The organism is Brenneria roseae subsp. americana (assembly GCF_003115815.1).
Lineage (GTDB): Bacteria > Pseudomonadota > Gammaproteobacteria > Enterobacterales > Enterobacteriaceae > Brenneria > Brenneria roseae.
Genome location: NZ_QDKJ01000005.1, coordinates 50603 through 69559, shown reverse-complemented (window position 1 = coordinate 69559; position 18957 = coordinate 50603). Strand labels below are relative to the sequence as shown.

14 protein-coding genes and 1 pseudogene are annotated in these 18957 nt (G+C 51.0%); 7 read left to right on the top strand and 8 right to left on the bottom strand.

Features of this window, described 5'->3' with window-relative positions:
• Window positions 1–495: 495 nt before the first annotated feature.
• Both gltB and B4923_RS07770 read left to right on the top strand, forming a co-directional pair.
• Window positions 496–4956 carry a glutamate synthase large subunit gene (gene gltB / locus B4923_RS07775; RefSeq protein ID WP_109053787.1) on the top strand — a complete coding sequence of 1487 codons (4461 nt, stop codon included), beginning with the start codon at window positions 496–498 and terminating at the stop codon, window positions 4954–4956.
• A gap of 9 nt (window positions 4957–4965) precedes the next feature.
• Window positions 4966–6384 carry a glutamate synthase small subunit gene (locus B4923_RS07770; protein ID WP_109053786.1) on the top strand — a complete coding sequence of 473 codons (1419 nt, stop codon included), beginning with the start codon at window positions 4966–4968 and terminating at the stop codon, window positions 6382–6384.
• Between the two features lie 90 nt (window positions 6385–6474).
• On the opposite strand, the gene B4923_RS07765 is transcribed toward B4923_RS07770, so the two are convergent.
• On the bottom strand, window positions 6475–7428 hold the full coding sequence (locus B4923_RS07765) for a LysR family transcriptional regulator (protein ID WP_109053785.1): 954 nt from the start codon (window positions 7426–7428) through the stop codon (window positions 6475–6477).
• A gap of 200 nt (window positions 7429–7628) precedes the next feature.
• On the opposite strand from B4923_RS07765, the gene B4923_RS07760 reads away from it, so the two are divergent.
• Together B4923_RS07760 and B4923_RS07755 are read left to right on the top strand one after the other, a co-directional pair.
• Complete coding sequence (locus B4923_RS07760; RefSeq protein WP_109053784.1) at window positions 7629–8303, top strand: RraA family protein; 675 nt, start codon at window positions 7629–7631, stop codon at window positions 8301–8303.
• Between the two features lie 11 nt (window positions 8304–8314).
• The gene (locus tag B4923_RS07755) at window positions 8315–9658 is read left to right on the top strand and encodes an MFS transporter (protein ID WP_109053783.1); all 1344 of its coding nucleotides are present in this window, start codon (window positions 8315–8317) and stop codon (window positions 9656–9658) included.
• A 59-nt stretch (window positions 9659–9717) separates the two neighbouring features.
• Here the strand turns inward: B4923_RS07755 and B4923_RS07750 are convergent, their stop codons facing one another.
• The 6 genes and pseudogenes from B4923_RS07750 to zapE form a co-directional block, all read right to left on the bottom strand.
• The gene (locus B4923_RS07750; RefSeq protein WP_245929508.1) at window positions 9718–10125 is read right to left on the bottom strand and encodes a GFA family protein; all 408 of its coding nucleotides are present in this window, start codon (window positions 10123–10125) and stop codon (window positions 9718–9720) included.
• A 111-nt stretch (window positions 10126–10236) separates the two neighbouring features.
• Complete coding sequence (sspB, locus tag B4923_RS07745; RefSeq protein WP_109053782.1) at window positions 10237–10740, bottom strand: ClpXP protease specificity-enhancing factor; 504 nt, start codon at window positions 10738–10740, stop codon at window positions 10237–10239.
• Between the two features lie 4 nt (window positions 10741–10744).
• A complete protein-coding gene (gene sspA, locus B4923_RS07740) occupies window positions 10745–11386 on the bottom strand; it encodes a stringent starvation protein SspA (protein WP_109053988.1) in 642 nt (213 codons plus the stop codon).
• A gap of 423 nt (window positions 11387–11809) precedes the next feature.
• Window positions 11810–12202, bottom strand: coding sequence for a 30S ribosomal protein S9 (gene rpsI, locus B4923_RS07735; RefSeq protein WP_109053781.1), 393 nt, complete (start codon window positions 12200–12202; stop codon window positions 11810–11812).
• Window positions 12203–12217: 15 nt separating this feature from the next.
• Window positions 12218–12646 (bottom strand): 50S ribosomal protein L13, encoded by a 429-nt coding sequence (gene rplM, locus B4923_RS07730; protein ID WP_109053780.1) that lies wholly within the window; start codon window positions 12644–12646, stop codon window positions 12218–12220.
• 339 nt (window positions 12647–12985) lie between these two features.
• Window positions 12986–14115, bottom strand: a pseudogene (zapE, locus tag B4923_RS07725) (cell division protein ZapE).
• A gap of 224 nt (window positions 14116–14339) precedes the next feature.
• On the opposite strand from zapE, the gene zapG reads away from it, so the two are divergent.
• The 3 genes from zapG to degS all read left to right on the top strand — a co-directional run bounded on the left by zapG (window position 14340) and on the right by degS (window position 17568).
• Window positions 14340–14744, top strand: coding sequence for a Z-ring associated protein ZapG (gene zapG / locus B4923_RS07720; RefSeq protein ID WP_109053779.1), 405 nt, complete (start codon window positions 14340–14342; stop codon window positions 14742–14744).
• A gap of 223 nt (window positions 14745–14967) precedes the next feature.
• On the top strand, window positions 14968–16338 hold the full coding sequence (degQ, locus tag B4923_RS07715) for a serine endoprotease DegQ (protein ID WP_109053778.1): 1371 nt from the start codon (window positions 14968–14970) through the stop codon (window positions 16336–16338).
• 144 nt (window positions 16339–16482) lie between these two features.
• Entirely contained in the window at window positions 16483–17568 is a 1086-nt protein-coding gene (degS, locus tag B4923_RS07710) for an outer membrane-stress sensor serine endopeptidase DegS (RefSeq protein ID WP_109053777.1), read from the top strand.
• 89 nt (window positions 17569–17657) lie between these two features.
• Here the strand turns inward: degS and murA are convergent, their stop codons facing one another.
• Window positions 17658–18920 (bottom strand): UDP-N-acetylglucosamine 1-carboxyvinyltransferase, encoded by a 1263-nt coding sequence (murA, locus tag B4923_RS07705; protein ID WP_109053776.1) that lies wholly within the window; start codon window positions 18918–18920, stop codon window positions 17658–17660.
• Between the last annotated feature and the right edge of the window lie 37 nt (window positions 18921–18957).

The window sequence follows — 18957 nt, the reverse complement described above, 5'->3', positions numbered from 1 at the left end:
ACCTTCATTAAAAGATGACAAGAAAATGAAAAACAGTGGCATAAATCAGAAAACCCAATTCACACAGTATAAGATTCCAAGAAGCAGAGATATAGCAGCATGTAGAGGAGATATTGTGATACCGACATAGTGATACAGCTCACAGTTCGATCAAATCCCATAACCTCTTATCACCATATTTTTGTCAAAAAAATCATTAGCTTTCATAGATATAACCAAAAATTATCTCTTAACGGCACATTTTGCATTGATATTTGACCTGAACAGGCTTTCTCGCTAATTTGGAAATCCGCTGGAAGCTTTCCTGACGGGTCCATGACTCGTCATATTTATGCAGTAAATGAAGACTCCCTCTAAAAACAAGTCATTTACCACTTGTGAGACCGTCACGAGAGGCCGAAGAAGAGAGCGGCAGGGTTAATAGTCGCTCAACGCCAAGGTGCTTTCTCGCAGTAGGTTGTGAGAGTCACACAGAGCCCGGGGAGGTTCACTGATATGTTGTACGATGCATCCCAAGAGAGAGACAACTGTGGTTTCGGATTAATCGCCCATATAGAAGGTGAGCCGAGCCACAAGGTAGTGCGTACCGCGATTCACGCACTGGCCCGTATGCAACACCGTGGCGCGATCCTTGCTGACGGCAAGACCGGCGACGGCTGTGGCTTATTACTTCAAAAACCCGATCGTTTCTTTCGTCTGGTCGCGGAAGAGCGCGGCTGGCGCTTAGCCAAGAACTATGCCGTCGGCATGATGTTCCTCAATCAGGACGAAGATCTGGCCCGCGCCACTCGTCGGATTGTAGAAGAAGAACTGCAAAACGAAACGCTTTCGGTACTTGGCTGGCGTGAAGTGCCAACCAACCCTGACGTACTGGGTGAAATCGCCCTGTCATCCCTGCCGCGCATTGAACAGATCTTTGTCAACGCTCCGGCAGGCTGGTTACAAAGTGATATGGAACGCCGCCTGTTTATGGCGCGCCGCCGTATCGAAAAACGTATTGAAGACAAAGAATTCTACGTTTGCAGTTTTTCCAATCTGGTGACGATCTATAAAGGCCTGTGTATGCCTGCGGATCTGCCGCGCTTCTATCTCGATCTGGCCGACCTGCGTCTGGAATCGGCAATTTGCCTGTTCCATCAGCGTTTCTCGACCAACACCGTACCGCGCTGGCCGCTGGCGCAGCCGTTCCGCTATCTGGCGCACAACGGCGAGATCAATACTATTGCCGGTAACCGCCAATGGGCGCGCGCCCGTGCCTATAAATTCAAAACGCCGCTGATCCCTGATTTGCAGGATGCGGCGCCGTTTGTGAACGAAACCGGCTCCGACTCCAGTTCACTGGATAACATGCTGGAACTGTTCCTCAGCGGCGGTATGGACATCATCCGTGCCATGCGTCTGCTGGTGCCGCCCGCCTGGCAGAACAACCCGGACATGGACCCCGAACTGCGTGCCTTCTTCGACTTTAACTCCATGCATATGGAGCCGTGGGATGGTCCGGCCGGTATCGTCATGTCCGACGGCCGCTATGCCGCCTGTAACCTGGACCGTAATGGTCTGCGTCCGGCACGCTACGTCATTACCAAAGACAAACTGATTACCTGTGCTTCTGAAGTGGGCATCTGGGATTATCAGCCGGATGAAGTGGTTGAGAAAGGCCGTGTCGGGCCGGGTGAATTGATGGTTATCGATACCCGTAGCGGGCGTATCCTTCATTCCGCCGAAACCGATGACGATCTGAAAAGCCGCCACCCGTACAAAGAGTGGATGGAGAAAAACGTCCAGCGCCTGGTGCCGTTTGAAGAATTGCCGGACGATCAGGTGGGCAGCCGCGAATTTGATGACTCACTGCTGGAAACGTATCAGAAGCAGTTTGGCTACAGTAGCGAAGAGCTGGATCAGATCATCCGGGTGCTGGGTGAAAACGGTCAGGAAGCCACTGGCTCCATGGGGGACGACACGCCATTCGCCGTACTTTCCAGCCGTCCGCGTATTATTTATGACTACTTCCGCCAGCAGTTTGCGCAGGTAACCAATCCGCCGATCGATCCGCTGCGTGAAGCGCACGTCATGTCGCTGGCAACCTGTATCGGCCGCGAAATGAACGTATTCTGCGAGGCAGAAGGTCAGGCTCACCGCCTGAGCTTTAAATCACCGATCCTGCTTTACTCCGATTTCAAGCAGCTGACTTCACAGGATCAGCAGCACTATCGCGCTGATGTACTGGATCTGACTTTCGAACCGGAAAAACAGACGCTGCAAGAGACGATTGAAAAACTCTGTGACGATGCCGAAAACAAAGTCCGCGATGGCGCCGTTTTGCTGGTGCTGTCTGACCGTGCTATCTCCGCGAAACGCCTGCCTGTGCCGGCGCCAATGGCCGTTGGCGCCGTTCAGCGCCGTCTGGTTGAGAAAAGCCTGCGCTGCGACGCCAATATTATTGTTGAAACCGCCAGTGCCCGCGATCCACACCACTTTGCGGTTCTGTTAGGCTTCGGTGCGACCGCCATCTATCCTTACCTCGCTTATGAAACGCTGGCGCGGATGGTGGACAATCACACGATCGACAAACAATACCGCGCGGTGATGCTGAACTATCGTAACGGCATCAACAAAGGGCTGTACAAGATCATGTCCAAAATGGGCATTTCAACTGTGGCCTCTTATCGCTGCTCCAAACTGTTTGAGGCCGTGGGTCTGCATAAAGACGTTTCGGCGCAATGCTTCCAGGGCGTAGTCAGCCGGATCGGCGGGGCCAACTTCAGTGATTTTGAGCAGGATCTGCGAAATCTTTCCAAACGCGCCTGGCTGAAACGCAAGACGCTGGAACAGGGCGGACTGTTAAAGTTCGTACACGGCGGCGAATACCACGCTTACAACCCGGATGTGGTTACCACACTGCAAACCGCGGTTAAAAGCGGTGAATACAGCGATTACGAGCAATACGCCAGGCTGGTGAACGAACGTCCGGCCGCCACCCTGCGTGACCTGCTGGCGTTGAAACCACAGGAAGGCACGGCCATTTCCATCGACGACGTCGAGCCTGTAACAGAAATGTTCAAGCGCTTTGATACCGCGGCGATGTCGATTGGCGCGCTCAGTCCTGAAGCCCATGAGTCACTGGCTGAAGCCATGAACAGTCTGGGCGGTTTCTCCAACTCCGGCGAGGGGGGCGAAGATCCGGCGCGTTACGGCACCAACAAGGTTTCCCGTATCAAACAGGTGGCTTCCGGCCGCTTTGGCGTAACGCCAGCCTATCTGGTTAACGCCGATGTCATTCAGATCAAGGTGGCGCAGGGTGCCAAGCCGGGCGAAGGCGGCCAGTTACCGGGCGATAAAGTCACGCCATACATCGCCCGACTGCGCTACTCCGTACCCGGTGTGACCCTGATTTCACCGCCGCCGCACCATGATATCTATTCTATCGAAGATCTGGCGCAGCTGATTTTCGATCTGAAACAGATCAATCCGAAAGCCATGATCTCGGTAAAACTGGTTTCTGAACCGGGCGTCGGCACCATCGCGACCGGTGTCGCCAAAGCCTATGCCGACCTGATCACCATTGCCGGCTACGATGGCGGCACCGGCGCCAGTCCGCTGACTTCGGTGAAATATGCAGGTTGCCCGTGGGAGTTGGGTCTGGCGGAAACGCAGCAAGCGCTGGTCGCCAACGGTCTGCGTCACAAAATCCGCCTACAGGTGGATGGTGGTCTGAAAACCGGCCTCGATATTATTAAAGCGGCGATTCTGGGGGCGGAAAGCTTCGGATTCGGCACGGGTCCAATGGTCGCATTAGGGTGTAAATACCTGCGTATCTGTCACCTGAACAACTGCGCGACCGGTGTCGCCACCCAGGATGAAAAACTGCGCCGCGACCACTATCACGGTCTGCCAGAGCGCGTTACCAACTACTTCCAGTTCATCGCACACGAAACCCGGCTGCTGATGGCTGAGCTGGGCGTCAGCCGCCTGGTGGATTTGATTGGCCGTACCGATCTGCTGGTCGAACTGGATGGCTTCACCGCCAAGCAGAACAAGCTGGACCTGTCACCGCTGCTGCATACCGCACAGCCTCAGCCAAGAAAAGCGTTGTACTGTACCGAGAGCAACCCGTCATTCGATAAAGGCCTGCTGAACAAAGAATTACTAGCTCAGGCACAGCCGCATGTGGATGCCAAACAGAGCAAGGCGCTCTATTTTGATATCCGCAACACGGATCGCTCGGTCGGCGCGACTCTGTCGGGTGCGATCGCCGCCAAACATGGCGATCAGGGGCTGGCAAGCGATCCAATCAAAGCCTACTTCTCCGGCACGGCCGGGCAAAGCTTTGGGGTCTGGAATGCGGGCGGCGTTGAACTGACGCTGACCGGTGACGCCAATGACTACGTGGGCAAAGGCATGGCTGGCGGTTGCATTTCCGTCCGTCCGCCGGTGGGTTCCGCGTTCCGCAGTCACGAAGCCAGCATCATTGGCAACACCTGCCTGTACGGCGCCACCGGCGGTAAGCTGTTTGCCGCAGGCCGTGCCGGCGAACGTTTCGCCGTGCGTAACTCCGGAGCGATCACCGTAGTCGAAGGTATCGGCGATAACGGCTGTGAATACATGACGGGCGGTATTGTCTGTGTGCTGGGGCGTACCGGCGTTAACTTTGGCGCGGGGATGACCGGTGGTTTCGCTTACGTTCTGGATGAAGACGGCGAATTCCGCAAACGCGTCAACCCTGAACTGGTAGAAGTGCTGGATGTAGAACTGCTGGCTATTCATGAAGAACATTTACGCGGTCTGATTACCGAGCACGTGCAGCATACCGGTTCACAACGTGGAGAAGAGATCCTCGCTAACTGGCCGGCATGGGCATCGAAATTTGCCCTGGTGAAACCGAAGTCAAGTGATGTGAAGGCATTGTTGGGTCACCGCAGTCGTTCCGCAGCCGAGCTGCGGGTTCAGGCGCAGTAAGAGGTTATCATGAGTCAAAATGTTTACCAATTTATCGACTTACAGCGCGTTGATCCGCCTAAAAAACCGCTGAAAATTCGTAAAATTGAATTTATAGAGATTTACGAACCGTTCTCAGAGAGTCAGTCCAAAGCACAGGCAGATCGTTGTTTGTCATGTGGTAATCCATACTGCGAGTGGAAATGTCCGGTTCATAACTACATTCCCAACTGGCTGAAACTGGCGAATGAAGGCCGCATCATTGAAGCTGCCGAATTGTCGCACCAGACCAACAGCCTGCCGGAAGTCTGCGGCCGCGTTTGTCCACAGGATCGCCTGTGTGAAGGTTCCTGTACGCTGAATGACGAATTCGGCGCCGTAACCATCGGCAACATTGAACGCTATATCAATGATAAAGCGATTGAGATGGGCTGGAAACCTGATGTCTCGAACGTACAGTCAACCGGCAAGCGCGTCGCCATCATCGGCGCAGGTCCGGCGGGCCTCGCCTGTGCCGACGTACTGGCGCGCAACGGTGTGCAGGCTGTGGTATTTGATCGTCATCCCGAGATCGGCGGCCTGCTGACCTTCGGCATCCCGGCCTTCAAGCTGGAAAAAGAAGTCATGGTCAAACGCCGTGAAATCTTCAGTGGGATGGGCATCGAATTCCGCCTGAATACCGAAGTGGGTAAGGACGTTCAGATGCAAACGCTGCTGAATGAATATGACTCCGTATTCCTTGGCGTGGGAACGTATCAGTCCATGCGTGGCGGACTGGAGAATGAAGACGCACCAGGCGTTTATGACGCCCTGCCGTTCCTGATTGCCAACACGAAACAGCTGATGGGGTTCGATGCGTCCGAAGAAGAGCCTTACATCACCATGCAAGGTAAACGCGTGGTGGTACTGGGCGGTGGTGATACGGCAATGGACTGCGTGCGGACTTCTGTTCGTCAGGGCGCAACACACGTGATCTGTGCCTATCGTCGCGATGAAGAAAACATGCCTGGCTCCAAACGTGAAGTGAAGAATTCGCGTGAAGAAGGCGTCGAGTTCAAATTCAACCTGCAACCGCTGAGCGTTGAAATCAACGGTTCTGGCAAGGTTTGCGGCATCAGAATGGCTCGTACCGAGTTGGGCGCGCCTGATGCCAATGGCCGCCGCCGTCCTGAAATCGTTGAAGGCTCCGAACATGTGCTGGAAGCGGATGCGGTCGTGATGGCGTTTGGTTTCCGTCCGCACAAAATGGAATGGCTGGCTGAACACGGCGTCGAGCTGGATGGCCAGGGCCGCATCATCGCGCCAGAAGGTCACGAAAACGCCTTCCAGACCAGCAACCCGAAAATCTTTGCGGGCGGCGATGCCGTACGCGGTTCCGATCTGGTGGTTACCGCGATTGCAGAAGGCCGTAAAGCGGCTGACGGTATTCTTAACTTCCTGGAAGTCTAAGTTCTTCCTCTTCTCAAAAGGGCGGCACGTGCCGCTCTTCTCTATCTTCATGACACCGCAGCCATCAGAATAGTGGTCTGCCGCGGGTAGTCAGCCAGTCGCCAAACTCTCAATGATATTTTGTGTATAAAACCTGATACCCGGTATTTCTTTCGTTAACAGCTCCGATAATTCATTTAATAAAGCAACCAGTTTAGCAACGCCTTTTTGCGTGCTTTTCTTCTGGTTTTTATGCATAACCATATAAACGACTCTACTGGGCGGCTGGCAATTTTGAGCCAGACGAAACGATGCACATCCGTGCTGTTTCTGAGCAAATAAAGCCGTAGAACTGGGAACAATAGCCCAATCTGTTTCAGATGATAATAAGTTCATGATCAAATGACCATTATCAAACTGAGCATTAAAACCATGAATACGACCAAACCCTTGCATGTGCCAACGCTCAAAATCCTCATCCCAACGGACATAGTACTCATCTTTAACCTGAAGTTGCTCGAACTTAACATCTTCTTTTCCCGCCAGAATCGAACACGGAAGACACAATCCGACCATAGGCTCACAGTATAATTTAAAGCTCATGGTGTTTTGAGATTTTAAATCCGAGAAAGAAAACCCGACATCAATTAATCGCTTTTCAATCAGACCAAAAATATCGATGGAATGTGTTGTCACGATTTTCACATTCATTTTACTTTCGTGATTAATAAGCTCCCGATAAAGAGGCGTAAATATCGCAAAATTAATACTATTAAGACAGCCTATTGTAATATTTATTCTCGATTCATTTGCTTTTAAATTTTCTATTTCCAAAAAAAAGTCATACCATTTTTCAGCAATTTCAAGAAAGGAATTACCTGCTTCCGTCAGTTTTATTTCTCTTATTCCCTTATTTCGCTCGAAGAGATCAAAGCCTAGCTCGTTTTCAAGTACCTGTAATCTCTTTGTCACGGTGGATTGAGCAACAAAAAGCTCCTCGGCTGATTTATTAATACTCCCGGCATTCACAATGGTCAAAAATGTCTTCAGTGAGATAGCATTCATTTTTTCCACCTGTATATATTCCAAAGATTGATATTTAATATTTGTTATTTTCTCTTTACACCAAAAGGCTGAATAATTAAATATGTCCTTACTTTAATCCACCAATAATTAATTACCGTCATTTTTATCAGACAGAAAGTAAATAAATTTTATTTTTTAGAAGTACGTCACAATTTTAATTGAGTTAAACCGGAGTATTTATGTCCAACAACGGATTTCAAATTAAAAAATATTTTAATAGACCCAAAAAATATTTAATAGATGAGTTCAGAAAACTCCCCGCGGCAAACATCGGCGATGTGATGAATCGTCAGTTTTGCCTGAGTAATAAAATCAAGCCGCTTAATGAGTTAAAGCTCACCGGCCCCGCGTTTACCGTCAATCTACGTAGTGGGGATAACCTTCTATTTTACAAGGCTATCGAAATGGCATCGCCAGGAGATATCATTGTGGTAAACGGGCAAGGCGGGGAAAAAAATGCCCTGATGGGTGAACTTATGCTGCGTTGGGCGATAAAAAAAGACATTGCGGGGATCATCATCAATGGCATGATCCGCGATCTTGGTTTTATTCAACAATCGTCTATTCCGGTATTTGCTTTAGGGGCAACTCCCGCGGGGCCTTTTAAGGATGGTCCTGGTGAGATTAACTTCCCTATCTCCATTGATGGCGTCGTTATCTCACCCGGAGATATGATTGTTGCAGACCTTGATGGCGCTGTCGTTATCAGGCAAAGTGACCTTGAATCAGTATTAGAAAAAACCAAACTTATTACGGAAAAAGAAGAAAATATCAAAACCCAGATAGAAAATGACGAATGGGATATGTCATGGGTAGATGAAAAATTATTGGAAAAAAACTGTATTTATCTTTGATGGGAAAAACAATGAATATCACAAATAATAAACCAGGGCGTTTTCGCTGGGTCATTGCATCACTTATCTTTTGCGTTTATACCGTAGCTGCTGCCGACAGAGCAAATATTGGTGTTGTGTTACCCTTTATCCGTTCTGATTTTCATATGTCCAACACTGAGGCCGGTGCACTGGCCAGTCTTTTCCTGTTAGCCTATGCGATAGCGCAAATACCCAGCGGTTTTCTTTATGCCAAATTTGGCGTGAGAAAGATATTTTCAACATCCATAATATTGACCTCGCTGGCAACTTGCTTTGTTGGTTTATCCAGTTCAATTCTAGGATTGAAAGTATCCCGATTTATATTGGGTCTGGCGGAAGGACCGTTACCTATTGGTATTACCTCGACCATTAACCGTTGGTTTCCAGCCTCTGAAAAAGGAATTGTCACAGCAATATTTTTATCAGCGGCAAAATTCGGTCCGGTCCTTGTTCCACCTTTATGCGCCATCATTATTTATTACTACAGTTGGCACTATGTTTTCTATTTTTTTGCCATTCCGGGCATATTTCTTGCCGTTATCTGGTATCTAATGGTCACCAACTCCCCACAGGAAAGCAGATTTTGCTCACCAGAAGAGTTAGATATCATTGAAGAGAAAATCCCCGCCGGAAGGATCGCAGAACACACGCCAAAATCACAACCCATCTACGCCAACGAAAAAACGTTCAGGTTATTAGACAAGATAATTCGGACCAAAGAAGTACCGTTGCTCAGCACCAAGAAAGAAATCTTTAAATCATGGAATGTACTTGGCAGTATGTTCGGTTATTTTTTCATGATGGGTATCGTGAACGTCTTGCTGGCATGGATCCCCACCTATCTGATGAATGAGAAAGGCTTCTCGGTAATGAAGATGGGCATGGTGGCCTCTGCCCCCTGGATTGGTGCGGTGATAGGTAACCTGGTGGGAGGATGGTGTTCCGACAGGCTGCTGAATAAACGCAGAAAACCCTTGATGATGGCATCCGCCGTTGCAACCGTGGTCATGATGATAACGCTGATCAACGCACCGGATAATCCCATGATCCTTGGAGGACTGCTGTTGCTAACCGGCATCCTGTTCAACCTGGGCTTCTCCGCCTATATGGTTTATCCCATGGCGCTTACAACCAAGGAAGTATTTCCTATTGCCGGTTCCATTATTAACACTGGAGGACAGTTGGGTGGCGCGGCATGTCCTTTAATTGCAGGACTGCTGCTGGATAATTTCAGTTGGGATTATGTGTTCGGTTTTATGGCTCTCTGCTCGTTTCTGTGCCTTCTGGTACTAATGACCATCAACGAACCGATACAGACCAAGACACCGGTCTGAAGAGGCTTACAGCGCACATAAGGGCAGCGCAAGCTGCCCTTGCCCTTATACTTCTGGCATCACGTATTGTATAAATCCACAATCTCTTGCTCAGTCAAGACTATGGTTTTCTCAGCAAACGAATAATAGCTGGGTTTATTATCAATATAGATCTGCGCGACAAACGCTTGCTCAGTGCTATCATCGAACAACGCGGCAGGGACAAAATAGGTTTCGGGTGAGAGAAGCTTATAGAAAAGGTGTGAACCGCAGACTTTACAGAATGCCCGTTCAGCCCACTCAGAAGAGCGATACAAGGTAATATTTTCCTCGCCCACAATGTCGATATCATTTTTACAATCAATCGACATAAACGGACCTCCGCCCCATTTCTGACACATGCCACAGTGACACGCCGTCACCGCTTTCACATCCTGACCGGTAGAAATCGTTACGCCACCGCACAAACAACTGCCTTGATGATTCACTTTCCCCTCCTTCACTGGCACGACTAATAAGAACCGTCATGCCTTGCGAACATGACGATTGCTCAGATGCAAAAAGGGCACAGTCGCTGTGCCCTTGATGAGTCCGGTGATTTATTTAACGACCCGTAATGATGGCCGCCCTCCCTTGGGAGGCTGCGGTGGCTCATCATCAGGATGATCATCGCCATCCGTTGCATCGGCGTCAGGTTTATTATCAACTATCGACATCACGGTGCCTGAAGTGGCGGTTTCATCCTGAAAGTTGTCAAATTCGCCCATTGATTCATAAGCGGGTTCTGGCTCAAACATGGTGCCCGCGCCATTTTCACGCGCGTAAATGGCTAACACCGCCGCCATCGGAACATAAACCTGGCGTGGAACGCCGCCGAAACGAGCGTTGAAACGAACGCTATCATCAGCTAACTCCAGGCCACCAACGGCACGAGGTGCAATATTCAGCACAATCTGCCCATCACGGGCAAACTCCATCGGCACCATAACACCAGGCAGAGTCACATCGACTACCAGATGAGGCGTCAACTGGTTATCCAGTAACCAGTCGTAAAAGGCCCGTAGCAAATACGGACGACGCGGAGACAGTTGAGACAACGCCATTCGTTTAACCTCTGGTTTGCAAACGCATTTCACGTTCTGCTTCCGTCAGGGAAGCCAGGAACGCATCACGCTCAAATACGCGCGTCATGTAGCCTTTCAATTCTTTCGCACCAGAACCGCTCAGTTCAATCCCTAACTGCGGCAAACGCCACAGCAGCGGCGCCAGATAGCAGTCAACCAGGCTGAACTCTTCGCTCATGAAATAAGGCGCTTCATTGAAGACCGGCGCTACCGCCAGCAGCTCTTCACGCAGCTGTTTGCGGGCAGAGTCGGCTTCCTGCGCGCTACCTTGCGTGATTTTCTTCAGCAAAGAATACCAGTCATTCTCAATGCGGTGCATCATCAGACGGCTGTTGCCACGAGCAACCGGATACACGGGCATGAGCGGTGGGTGAGGAAAACGTTCATCCAGATACTCCATGATAATACGTGATTCATAGAGCGTCAGTTCCCGATCAACCAGCGTCGGAACTGAACCATAAGGATTGAGGTCAATAAGATCCTGCGGCAGATTATCCATGTCTACCTGCTCAATCTCGACACTCACACCTTTTTCCGCCAATACAATGCGGACCTGATGGCTAAAAATGTCGGACGGACCAGAAAACAGCGTCATTACCGAACGTTTGTTGGCAGCGACAGCCATGAAAACCTCCAAGTTTATCGAGAAAATACGGCGAATAACCGATCTGCTATGATCCTGCAAACCCATGTGCTGCATTTTTGCCACTCAGCGTTGAAAAAACCACCGGACAAAATCAGTCGTTTTCAGAAAAAAACCTGGCGGGTAAACAGGCACAAAATCGGCGAATAGTTTATCAGATTTTGTTCGTTCTGTGGGGATATAAGCACAACTTCATCATTAACGATTTGAAAATAAAGATTATTTATCTACGATAATTGTTTTTCAGGAATAAAAAATTTCCAGGAGAAAAAACGCCGGGGACATTTTTCAACAACGCGAAGCGTTGGTCCGAAGGGTGGCGGCGGGCAAGGATAGCCCGCCATAAAAAACCCGGTGACCAGCACCGGGTTTTTCGCATTGATTTCGCTGCAAAGCAGCAGGAAATTAACGCTTGGAGAACTGAGGACGACGACGTGCTTTACGCAGACCGACTTTCTTACGTTCAACCTGACGAGCATCACGGGTAACGAAACCAGCTTTACGCAGTTCGCTACGCAGGGACTCATCATACTCCATCAGAGCGCGGGTGATACCGTGACGGATCGCACCAGCCTGACCAGAGATGCCACCACCCTTAACGGTGATGTACAGATCGAATTTACCAACCATGTCGACCAGTTCCAGCGGCTGGCGAACTACCATGCGGGCAGTTTCGCGACCGAAGTACTGTTCCAGACTACGTTGGTTGATAACGATATTACCACTGCCCGGTTTGATAAATACGCGAGCGGCGGAGCTTTTGCGGCGACCAGTGCCGTAGTATTGATTTTCAGCCATTGCCTATAATCCCGATTAAATGTCCAGAACTTGCGGTTGCTGTGCCGCGTGATTGTGCTCGGTGCCCGCGTAAACTTTCAGTTTACGGAACATTGCACGACCCAGCGGGCCCTTCGGCAGCATGCCTTTAACCGCGATTTCAATCACACGCTCAGGACGGCGGGCAATCATCTCTTCAAAGGTCGCTTGTTTGATACCACCGATGTGACCGGTGTGATGATAATAAATCTTGTCAGAACGTTTGTTGCCGGTAACAGCAACTTTATCGGCGTTCAGAACGATGATGTAATCACCGGTATCAACGTGCGGGGTGTATTCCGCTTTATGCTTGCCGCGCAGACGACGAGCCAGTTCAGTAGCAAGACGGCCTAAAGTTTTACCGTCTGCATCAACAACGTACCAGTCGCGTTTTACGGTTTCTGGTTTAGCTGTAAAAGTTTTCATTAAAAGCTTACCCAATAATTAGTTACACGCAGGTGTTCACCCAACGCTCAAAAACAGTTGAGGCTCACACGACCATCAAGTCCAGCAAACCTACCCCTTCGAATAGCCATTGCCGGCACTATAAAGTTTTTGGGAAAAAAACTTTGTTGTAACGTGGGGTCGCAGGATTATAGAGAAGTCGCCCCCAAAGATCGACCTTTTTTCACGCGTAAACCAAGAAAAACCGCCATTCATGGCGGACTCTCGTCTGGTATCTGGAGAACACGGCAAGAAAGCGGCCGCTTACTTTCACCATCTCGCACCATCCTCACGATCTGTGACCAAACGCAGACTATGAGGCTACGCCAGATGCGGCTGGCGCAGATACGCTTCGCTTTGCATTTCCTGCAAGCGGGACAGGCAGCGTTGATATTCAAACTTCAGATGTTCACCCTGATAAATATCAAACATGGGGGCCTGTGCGGAAATGATAAGCTTAATTCTCCGTTCGTAAAACTCATCGACTAACGCCAGAAAACGGCGGGCGCTATTTTCCTCTTTCGTCCCCATCACCGTCACGTTATGCAGCAGCACCGTATGGTAAAGGCGTGAAAGCGCAATATAGTCGTTCTGGCTGCGCGCCTGGGTACACAGCGTGACAAAGTCAATGGCCAGCACACCATCGCTCGCACCGAGCGTCGGCAGGGGATGATGATTGATTTCAAGCGTGGGTCCCGGAGTGACCCACTTTTTTCCCGATAAGCGGGTAAACATCTGCTGCATGGTTTCTTCGGTCTGCGCGTCAAGCGGCGTCAGATAAAGATGGGCCTGCGTTAATGTCCGCAATCGATAATCAATCCCCGCATCAACATTCCGCACGTCGCAGTGCTGTTTAATCAGTTCAATGGCGGGCAGGAAACGGGCGCGTTGCAACCCATTGCGATATAACTCATCCGGAGGAATATTCGAGGTCGCCACCAGCGTAATGCCCCGGGAAAACAGCTCACGCAATAACTCGGCCAATAGCATGGCATCCGTAATATCAGAGACGAAAAATCATCAAAACACAGTACATCCGTTTCGGCTTTAAACCCATCGGCAACCTTTTCCAGCGGATTTTCATGTCCCTGTAGTTGGTTAAGTTCCTGATGAACCCGCAGCATAAAACGATGAAAATGCAGCCGGAGTTTGCGCGGCTCGGGCAGGCTGTGGAAAAACATATCCATCAGCCAGGTTTTCCCCCGGCCCACCCCGCCCCACATGTACAATCCCTGCACGGGGATCAACGAACGCTTATCGCTTAGGCCGAGCCAGGAGCGCCATTTCGTCAGCCGGCCGGCTGTCTCGTCCGACGCCTGCGCCGCTCGCTCACACAATGCCTGGTGTATGGTTTCCAACCGCATGACGGTTTGATGCTGTACCTCATCAGGTTGATACTCTCCGGCGGAAAGTGCCTGCTGGTAAAGCGCCAATGGTGTCGTTCGCTGCATAATGATCGCAATCCCTGAGAAAAAAAGTTAATTGTGTTTTGTCGCGAGTTGTCGTCGATTTGAACCGTAATCGTAGCAGTTAACTGCCTTGATGCCTGAGATGCATCAACATTACCCTAAGTCATCACGCTTCAGGATTCCACTCAGACAAGGTTAGCGGTTATAGTGGCTATTATTAAGTGAAAAAACCCTACGTGGACAACGAAGTCAAAATAGGAGTCATTATGACCTGGGAGTATGCGCTGATTGGTTTAGTTGCCGGTATCATTATTGGTGCTGTCGCCATGCGTTTTGGCAACCGTAAGCTGCGGCAACAACAGGTTCTGCAGAACGAGCTTGAAAAAAGCAAAGCCGAACTGGAAGAATATCGTCAGGAGCTGGTCGGACACTTTGCCCGTAGCGCTGAGCTGCTGGATAACATGGCGCACGATTACCGCCAGCTTTATCAGCATATGGCGAAGAGTTCCAATAACCTGCTGCCTAATGTTCCCGGCCAGGATAATCCGTTCAAATATCGTCTGACGGAAGCCGAAGCCGATAACGATCAGGCGCCGGTTGATATGCCACCACGTGACTATTCGGATGGCGCGTCAGGTTTACTGCGGGGAGAACGCCCAACCCGCAAGTAGACGTGACGAGGAGGATTTCTGCGTGAGGTTTCATCGGGCCTCACGCCTTCCCTGTCCCCGCAGTATCCCGCCTAAAATCCCGCGCCGTAGGCTATAGTTACAAACTACTGACGAAACATCAGTGAACTTTACACACTAATCGCCAGTCTGACTCTTCACCGCATGTTTAAGTTTATATATCATCATTTTATTCATCCGCTGGTCGTGAGAGAGTTAATCAACAATGAAGAAAAAATCTTTATTATTTAGTGCATTAGCAATGAGCATCGGCTTAACCCTGTCCACGCTCCCGGCGGCGAATGCCGCGCTGCCCGCCGTGGTTCAGGGACAGCAGATACCAAGCCTGGCGCCAATGCTTGAAAAAGTCTTGCCTGCGGTCGTCAGCGTGCATGTGGAAGGTACGCAGGTACAACGCCAACGTGTACCGGAAGAGTTTAAATTCTTCTTCGGTCCCAATTTCCCAACCGACAAACAAAGCTCACGTCCTTTTGAAGGACTGGGCTCTGGTGTGATTATCGATGCAGCCAAAAGCTATGTCCTGACCAATAATCACGTCATCAACAATGCCGATAAAATTCGCGTGCAGTTGAACGATGGACGCGAATATGAAGCCAAACTGATTGGGCGCGACGAACAATCCGACATTGCCCTGCTTCAGTTAGTGGACGCCAAAAATCTGGTTGCCGTCAAAATGGCGGATTCCGACCAGCTGCGCGTCGGTGATTTTGCCGTTGCGGTGGGTAATCCGTTCGGCCTTGGACAGACGGCCACCTCCGGCATCATTTCCGCACTGGGTCGTAGTGGGCTGAATCTGGAAGGGTTAGAAAACTTTATTCAGACCGACGCCTCCATCAACCGCGGCAACTCCGGTGGCGCATTGGTCAACCTTAACGGTGAACTGATCGGGATTAACACGGCCATTCTGGCCCCGGGTGGCGGGAATATCGGCATTGGCTTTGCCATTCCCAGCAACATGGCGCAGAACCTGGCTCAGCAACTGGTTGAATTTGGCGAAGTCAAACGGGGTGTTCTGGGGATCAAAGGCAGCGAGATGACGTCCGAAATGGCGAAAGCCTTTAAGGTCGATGCACAGCGCGGCGCGTTCGTCAGCGAAGTGCTGCCAAAATCTGCTGCGGCCAAGGCCGGAATCAAAGCGGGTGACGTACTGACCTCGCTGGATGGGAAACCCATCAGCAGTTTTGCCGAATTGCGCGCCAAGATAGGCACCACCGCGCCGGGTAAAACCGTGAAAATCGGTTTACTGCGTGAAGGTAAACAGCAGGAAGTCTCCGTCGTGCTGGATAACAGCGCAACGTCCACCACCAGCGCGGAAACCTTATCTCCCGCCCTGCAAGGCGCTTCTCTGACCAACGGCCAGTTGAAAGACGGCAGCAAAGGCGTACAGATTGATAATGTCACCAAAGACTCTCCAGCCGCGCAGGTCGGTTTGCAGAAAGGCGATATCATCATCGGTGTTAACCGTGAGCGAGTGGAAAACATTACCCAGCTCCGTAAGCTGCTGGAAGCCAAACCATCCGTGCTGGCTCTGAACATCGTTCGCGGCGACGAAACGATTTACCTGCTTCTGCGTTAATCGCCACCGGGAAGATCGCGGCGTGCCGTTTTGCCGAACAACGGACACCCGCCCGGTCTGAGAATCGGACACAGTATCCTGCTGTGTCCGGTAATCTCGTGTTATTCTCGGCATCATATCCATCTTGCACAGTAAAACACGCTTATGCTTGCTAAGTTATTACGTTCCACCCTACTCGGCGTGATCGCCGCAGGCATCCTGTTGGCCGCGGTTCCCACGCTGCGCCCTGCGGCATGGCAGAAGACCGATGACACATCAGCCTCCGCCACACCCGTCAGCTATTACGACGGGGTCCGCCGTGCAGCACCGGCCGTGGTGAACATCTATGACAAAGTCCCCAATACGGATCAGACAACCGAACTCAATATCCGCACGCTGGGCTCTGGCGTCATCATGAGTGACAAAGGCTATATCCTGACCAACAAGCACGTCATTAATAACACACAGCAAATTCTGGTCGCGCTTCAGGACGGCAGGCTCTATGAAGCAATGGTTGTCGGCTCAGATAGCCTGACCGATCTGGCGGTTCTGCAAGTTAACGGCGTCAATTTGCCCGTTATCCCGATCAATACCAGTCGTATCGCGCACGTGGGCGATGTCGTCATGGCTATCGGCAATCCCTACAACCTGGGACAAACCATTACCCAGGGGATCATCAGTGCGACAGGGCGTGTCGGGCTGAGCGCGGTCGGACAGGACAGCCAACAAAATGGCCGGCAAAATCTTTTGCAAACCGATGCATCCATCAACCATGGAAACTCCGGCGGCGCTCTGGTGAATACGCTGGGGGAACTGGTCGGCATCAATACGCTGTCCTTTGACAGGAGTGCCGACGGCGAAACGCCAGAAGGGATTGGTTTCGCCATTCCCGTTGAGCTGGCGACCAAGGTGATGGAAAAACTTATCCGCGATGGCCGCGTCATTCGCGGCTATATCGGCATCAACGGGGTACAGATAGAAGATCTCGAAAGTATCGAAAACGGCAGCCGTCAGGGACGCCCTAACGGTATTCAGGTTAGAACCGTCGATATTGGAGGCCCCGCGGATAAAGCAGGGATTCAGGTCGAAGATATATTAGTCAGCGTTAACAATAAACCGACACGTTCGGTTATCGAAACCATGGATCAAATTGCAGAAATACGGCCCGGAACCGTCGTTCCCGTGGTGATCAAGCGCGGCCCTAAAGAAATCAAGTTAGACATGACGATTCAGGAGTTTCCGGTCAACTGAATTCGGCGGGCAGGGCTGCCCCTGCCATAAAAAAACCGGGTGGATTATCCACCCGGCTGCTAATCATAATACCGACGCCGCGCTCACGCTTAATCGTGTTCTTTTACACGCTCAATGTTCGCCCCTAGCGCCCGTAATTTATCTTCAATGCGCTCGTAACCACGATCGATATGATAAATACGGTCAACGATGGTTACGCCTTCGGCGATACAACCTGCCAGCACCAGACTCGCTGAAGCACGTAAATCGGTTGCCATGACCTGCGCACCGGACAGTTTTTCCACGCCGTGGCAAATTACCGTATTGCTTTCAATTTCCGCCTGTGCCCCCATGCGGATGAGTTCCGGCACGTGCATAAAGCGGTTCTCGAAAATCGTTTCGGTAATGACGCCCGTTCCTTCCGCCACCAGGTTCAGCAGGCTGAACTGAGCTTGCATATCGGTAGGGAAACCCGGATGTGGCGCAGTACGAACGGTTACCGCTTTCGGCCGTTTTCCGTGCATATCCAGGCTGATCCAGTCCTCACCGATCTCGATATCGGCCCCTGCTTCACGCAGTTTAGCCAGCACCGCATCCAGTGTTTCCGGGTGGGTCTGGCGACAAACGACCTTCCCGCCGGAAATGGCTGCCGCAACCAGAAAGGTCCCGGTTTCAATACGATCAGGCAGCACGCGATAAACCCCGCCGCCCAGACGCGCCACACCTTCGATAATCACTTTGTCGCTGCCCGCGCCGCTAATTTTGGCGCCCAGCGTATTCAGAAAGTTCGCCGTATCAACAATTTCCGGCTCACGCGCAGCGTTCTCAATAATGGTGGTACCTTCAGCCAGCGTTGCCGCACTCATAATGGTCACGGTGGCGCCCACGCTGACTTTATCCATCACAATGTGGGCGCCTTTCAGACGGCCATCGACGGAAGCCTTCACATAGCCTTCTTCCAGCGTGATTTTTGCCCCCAATTGCTCAAGGCCATTGATGTGCAAATCCACCGGACGCGCGCCGATCGCGCAACCACCGGGCAAAGAAACCTGACCTTGCCCAAAGCGCGCCACCAACGGTCCCAATGCCCATATTGATGCGCGCATGGTTTTCACCAGGTCGTAAGGCGCGCAAAAAATATTAACCTCGCTGGCGTCCACGTGTACTGAACCATTACGTTCAACACGCGCCCCCAGTTGAGTAAGCAACTTCATTGTTGTATCAATGTCCCGCAGCTTCGGCACATTCTGGATTTCTACCGGCTCTTCTGCGAGCAGGGCAGAAAACAGGATCGGCAGTGCGGCATTTTTGGCTCCGGAAATGGTGACTTCACCAGTTAGCCGGGTTGGCCCCTGCACACGAAATTTATCCATAGTCGCTGTTTCTCAATGTTTCAATTCAATATGGCGT